5 protein-coding genes, 4 tRNA genes and 1 rRNA gene are annotated in these 4,675 nt (G+C 47.1%); all 10 read left to right on the top strand.

The window, feature by feature from the left end; translation table 11 throughout:
• Nucleotides 1–4 precede the first annotated feature (4 nt).
• Nucleotides 5–120, top strand: a 5S ribosomal RNA gene (gene rrf / locus SPL68_RS18370).
• Nucleotides 121–274: 154 nt separating this feature from the next.
• On the top strand, nucleotides 275–1,366 hold the full coding sequence (gene alr / locus SPL68_RS18365) for an alanine racemase (RefSeq protein ID WP_323816624.1): 1,092 nt from the start codon (nucleotides 275–277) through the stop codon (nucleotides 1,364–1,366).
• 4 nt (nucleotides 1,367–1,370) lie between these two features.
• Nucleotides 1,371–2,369, top strand: a complete 999-nt coding sequence (gene birA / locus SPL68_RS18360) for a bifunctional biotin--[acetyl-CoA-carboxylase] ligase/biotin operon repressor BirA (RefSeq protein WP_323816623.1) — start codon at nucleotides 1,371–1,373, stop codon at nucleotides 2,367–2,369.
• Nucleotides 2,359–3,102, top strand: coding sequence for a type III pantothenate kinase (locus SPL68_RS18355; RefSeq protein WP_323816622.1), 744 nt, complete (start codon nucleotides 2,359–2,361; stop codon nucleotides 3,100–3,102). Before birA ends, SPL68_RS18355 begins: the two co-directional genes overlap by 11 nt.
• Before the next feature lie 18 nt (nucleotides 3,103–3,120).
• Nucleotides 3,121–3,831 (top strand): SPOR domain-containing protein, encoded by a 711-nt coding sequence (locus SPL68_RS18350; RefSeq protein ID WP_323816621.1) that lies wholly within the window; start codon nucleotides 3,121–3,123, stop codon nucleotides 3,829–3,831.
• A gap of 45 nt (nucleotides 3,832–3,876) precedes the next feature.
• Nucleotides 3,877–3,952 (top strand) — tRNA-Thr (locus tag SPL68_RS18345).
• A 94-nt stretch (nucleotides 3,953–4,046) separates the two neighbouring features.
• Nucleotides 4,047–4,130, top strand: a tRNA-Tyr gene (locus SPL68_RS18340).
• A gap of 58 nt (nucleotides 4,131–4,188) precedes the next feature.
• Nucleotides 4,189–4,262: transfer RNA gene (locus SPL68_RS18335), tRNA-Gly, on the top strand.
• Nucleotides 4,263–4,279: 17 nt separating this feature from the next.
• Nucleotides 4,280–4,355, top strand: a tRNA-Thr gene (locus tag SPL68_RS18330).
• A gap of 76 nt (nucleotides 4,356–4,431) precedes the next feature.
• A partial coding sequence (locus SPL68_RS18325; protein ID WP_323816620.1) for a GTP-binding protein occupies nucleotides 4,432–4,675 on the top strand: 244 nt, incomplete at its 3' end.

Genomic DNA, 4,675 nt, shown 5'->3' with positions numbered 1-4,675 from the left:
ATTGCTTGACGACCATAGCGAGTTGGAACCACCTGATCCCATCCCGAACTCAGAAGTGAAACGACTTAGCGCCGATGGTAGTGTGGGGTCTCCCCATGTGAGAGTAGGTCATCGTCAAGCTTCTAATCTAAAACCCCTGTCAGGAAACTGACAGGGGTTTTTCATTTGCGATTAATTTTTTCGACTAAAAATTACCGCGATTGAAGTAGATTTTGTCGTCTTGCTCTGCTTATATGCGGTCTCTTTTTTTGATTTGTTTTCAGAGTCTGTCATCGTGATAACAATTAATCTTCCTGTTATTCAATCCAATTGGCTTAAATTACGTTCTATCGCTAATGGTGCAGCTATTGCTGGTGTGATTAAAGCCAATGCTTATGGATTAGGTGCAAAAGATATTGGTAATGCTCTTTATGGTGTGGGATGCAGGGAGTTTTTCTTTGCATCAATTGATGAGGCGCTCGCTGCTCGCAATTACCTGCCTGAAGATAGCGTTGTTTATGTCTTAGGCGGGATTGGTATTAATAATGAACGCTTGCTAATTGACTCAAAAATCACTCCAGTTTTATGTTCAGTCGCTGCGATAACTGCTTGGGCTAATACGAATTCCCGCTTGGGTGTTGCGGCTCCTTCCGCGATAAAAATCAACACTGGCATGACTCGTTTTGGGCTTGATCTTAATGAGTTCGAGAGATTATGCGAGTCCCCTGAGTTAGTGCGCGCAGCAAATCCTTTGTTGGTGATGAGCCATTTGGCTTGTGCGGATGAGCCTGAGCACCCTCTTAACTATCTGCAGCATGATAGATTTACTGCCTGTATTATTTTGATAAAAACACTCCTTCCCGGTCTGCGTTTTAGTCTCGCCAATTCATCAGGGATTTTTTTGGGTGATGATTGGCATTTTGATTTATGCCGACCCGGTGCCGCACTTTATGGAATTAATCCAACGCCGAATCAGCCAAATCCGATGAGTCCAGTAGTTCGTTTATCATTGCTCATAACGCAGGTGCGGAAATTGGATGCTGCTGCAACTATAGGGTACGGATGTGCAGCAAGCTTGCCTGATGGAGCGCGAGTTGCAGTAGTTGCTGGCGGCTATGCGGATGGATTGCATCGAACTTTGGGGGCGCAGCCAGAAGGTTATTTAAATGGACAACTGATAAAAGCTGTTGGGCGTATTTCGATGGACTCGACCATATTTGATATATCTTCTATTAATTTGTCGGACGAACAGCTTTTGGGTGCGAAAATAGAAGTTATTAATGATCTGCTTTCATTGGATTATTTAAGCCAAAAAAATAAATCCTTAGGGTACGAGGTGTTAACCAGCTTGGGTGGCCGCTACCCGCGTGAGTACGTAGAGGAATAGACGAATGGCTGACAACATTCAGGATACAGGCTTTCTACGCAAAATATTGAATTTGCTTGCTGATGGTCAATTTCACTCTGGCGAGGAGTTGGGTCTTCTATTAGGGGTTAGCCGTGCAGCTGTGTGGAAGCACCTTCAAAAACTGGAAGGTTTGGGGATTCAACTTTCATCACTCAAAGGCAAGGGATATTGCATAGATAGAGGCTTGGATTTATTGGGTATCGACAAAATTGAATCCTATCGAGAGTCCGATGTACCGCTGGTGATTAGTGTTTTTCCTCAAATCGATTCAACTAACTCCTATTTGATGCGCCATGAGAATCCAGTCGGGCAAGTGTGCATGGCTGAATCACAAACGGCAGGGCGCGGGCGTCGTGGGCGTCAATGGGTAAGTCCATTTGCACAAAATATTTATTGCTCCTGTGGTTGGGGTTTTGAGGGTGGAGTTGCTGCACTGGAAGGTTTGAGTTTAGTGGTGGGGCTGGTGATAGTTCGATCTTTGCAGCGCCACGGCATATCGGGCTTGAAGCTGAAGTGGCCTAATGATGTGCTTTATCAAAATCAAAAATTAGCGGGCATTTTGATTGAAATGAGAGGCGATCCGGCAGGTTATTGTGAGGTTGTTATTGGGGTGGGGATTAATGTCTCTATGGCCGATGAGCAGGCTCAGAGTATCACTCAGCCTTGGATTGATTTACGCACTATTGTTGAGCAGCAAGAGCTGGAGCCTGTCTCGCGTAATCGGGTAGCGGCCACATTGCTTGATGAGCTCGCATCGATGCTTAGTAGCTACGAGCAAAAGGGGTTTGCTTATTATCGCTCTGAATGGGAATCCATGAATGCTCATGCTGGCAAGCGAGTGGAGTTGCACAATGGGACTATCGTGCATGCTGGTGCTTGTGTGGGTGTTACCGATGTAGGTGCCTTGATACTTGAAACTGCTCAAGGGCAAGAAGAGTTTCACGGGGGCGAGCTATCGCTGAGGTCTGGCTATGATTCTTGAGGTCGATATGGGAAATACTCGGCTCAAGTGGCGAATTCGGGATCGACAGATCAAATTGGCGCAAGGGTTTATCTGTACTGAGGAATCATTAGATTGCCTCTCTGGGCAGATTGCCTCTTATCACAGTTCGATCAAAGCGGTATCAGTTGTTAGCGTAGTTGGGGATGAGTTGGAGCAGCGATTTGTCGCTTGGTCTCTTGCTTGCTTGGGGTTGCAGCCTCAATTTGCACGAACCAGTGCGATATGCGGGGTGGTGCGCAATGGTTATCGCGAGCCATTAAGGCTAGGCGTCGATCGCTGGTTGGCGATAAATGCCGCCTACAAGCTTACTAATGAAGCCTGTGTTGTTATTTCCTGCGGTACAGCTGTGACTGTCGATTTGCTTGCGGCTGATGGAAAGCATCTGGGGGGATTTATCGGCCCGGGTCTTCGGCTCATGTCGGCATCACTAACCTCGGGCACCCGAAAAATTGTGTTGGATCGGGATGTGCCTGAGCTGCATTTGCTGCCTGCTGCTAACACGAATGAGGCAGTTTATTCTGCAATTGCAGCTATGCTCACAGGGTTGATCGACAATGGTGTGCGACAATTGCTCGCACACAGTGGTGATTTTGAGTGCCAATTAATTTTTACGGGCGGTGATGCAGATAAGTTATTGCCATTTTACCCGCAGGCGCGGCTGGTGCCGGATCTTGTTCTGGATGGCCTCATGTGTATTGTGGATTATCCCTAATAGATAGTGGAGTGATGAATGCGGGCAATTTTTATTCTGTTGGTGGCTGCTAATCTCGCGTTTTTTGGATATCAATACTTTTTCGCTTCTAAGAATGAGCCTGCTTCTATGCTACAAGAAGCGGCCGCCCCGTTGGGCGATAAGGATTTGCGCTTGTTATCGGAGCAAGAGGGGGAGTTGCCGTCTCGAAAAAAGGAGGCGGCAACAACAAAAGTTGAGCGAAATGTGGCAGAAGGTGGGGAAAAAAGTGCGGACTTTTGCACCATGATTGGCCCTTATGGTCAGTTGTTGCAGGCGGAGTTCGCGGTAGAGCGATTGGCCTCCTTGGGGGCTTCGGCGCACATCACTCCCGTGGAAATTAAAGAGGGAGAATCGTATTGGGTCTATTTAAAGCCAGAGGTTTCTGAAAAAGAAGCTTTGCGCCGCCTCTATGAGTTGCAAAAGAAAAATATTGAGAGTCATGTCATCACGAAAGGTGAGTTGGCAAACGGTATTTCGTTTGGGCGTTATGGTGACTATGGTGGCGCAGAAAAACGTGCAAGTGAGATTAAACAGCAGGGCTATGGGGTCGATATAAAAATGTTGCCAAAGGTGATTCAAGAGACATGGGTGGTTGTTGATTCTGGTTTTGCCGAAAAAATAGACGAAAGTGTATGGGTGGACTTGCTAACAAAAGAAACTGCTCTAGAAAAACGACAAAATTTCTGTTTGGGTGTTGCTTCCCAGTAAATGTTTCACTAGAATTCTGCCTCCACAAACAGCGGTGATTAAAAAGCTGGCGTAGCTCAGTAGGTAGAGCAGCTGACTTGTAATCAGCCGGTCGGGGGTTCAATTCCTCTCGCCAGCTCCATTTTTAATCGCAAAGCTGCTGTAACTCTGTGAATTTATTAAAAAAATAGGTTGACAGTTTGATGTGTGGGCCGGAAAATGCCGGCGGTTTTTAGGCAGGGGTTCCCGAGCGGCCAAAGGGATCAGACTGTAAATCTGACGCGTGAGCTTCGATGGTTCGAATCCATCCCCCTGCACCAAATTTTGAAGCGTTGATGACTGTTAGCGCTTTGGGCTAGTGGCCAGTATCTGATTAATGCGGGTATGGTTCAATGGTAGAACCTCAGCCTTCCAAGCTGATGGCGCGGGTTCGATTCCCGCTACCCGCTCCAAATTTAGTAAGGTTTTGGCTCATATAGCTCAGTTGGTAGAGCACACCCTTGGTAAGGGTGAGGTCAGCAGTTCAAATCTGCTTATGAGCTCCATATATGCTGCGAAAGGGTTTCCTTCGCAGCTTTTTTGTCTGTGTAAATGTCATCTACGTCTGAGGAGGCGCTCGCAATGGCGAAGGAAAAGTTTGAACGTAACAAGCCCCACGTCAACGTGGGCACCATTGGTCACGTTGACCACGGTAAAACCACGCTGACCGCCGCGTTGACCCGCGTGTGTGCAGAAAGTTGGGGTGGTGAGGCTGTAGCTTTTGATGGTATCGATAAGGCACCGGAAGAAAAAGCTCGCGGTATTACTATTAACACTTCACACGTAGAGTATGACTCACCAATTCGTCACTACGCTCACGTTGACT

Origin of the sequence: Cellvibrio chitinivorans, assembly GCF_035117775.1 — a bacterium.
Classification (GTDB): Bacteria; Pseudomonadota; Gammaproteobacteria; order Pseudomonadales; family Cellvibrionaceae; genus Cellvibrio; species Cellvibrio chitinivorans.
The sequence above is the reverse complement of the archived record's forward strand: the minus strand, read 5'-3'. Positions and strand labels throughout refer to the sequence as shown.

Coding starts and splice junctions, on each gene's coding strand:
- birA (WP_323816623.1), top strand. CDS start 1,371: ATGGCTGACAACATTCAGGATACAGGCTTTCTACGCAAAATATTGAAT.
- SPL68_RS18350 (WP_323816621.1), top strand. CDS start 3,121: ATGCGGGCAATTTTTATTCTGTTGGTGGCTGCTAATCTCGCGTTTTTT.
- SPL68_RS18355 (WP_323816622.1), top strand. CDS start 2,359: ATGATTCTTGAGGTCGATATGGGAAATACTCGGCTCAAGTGGCGAATT.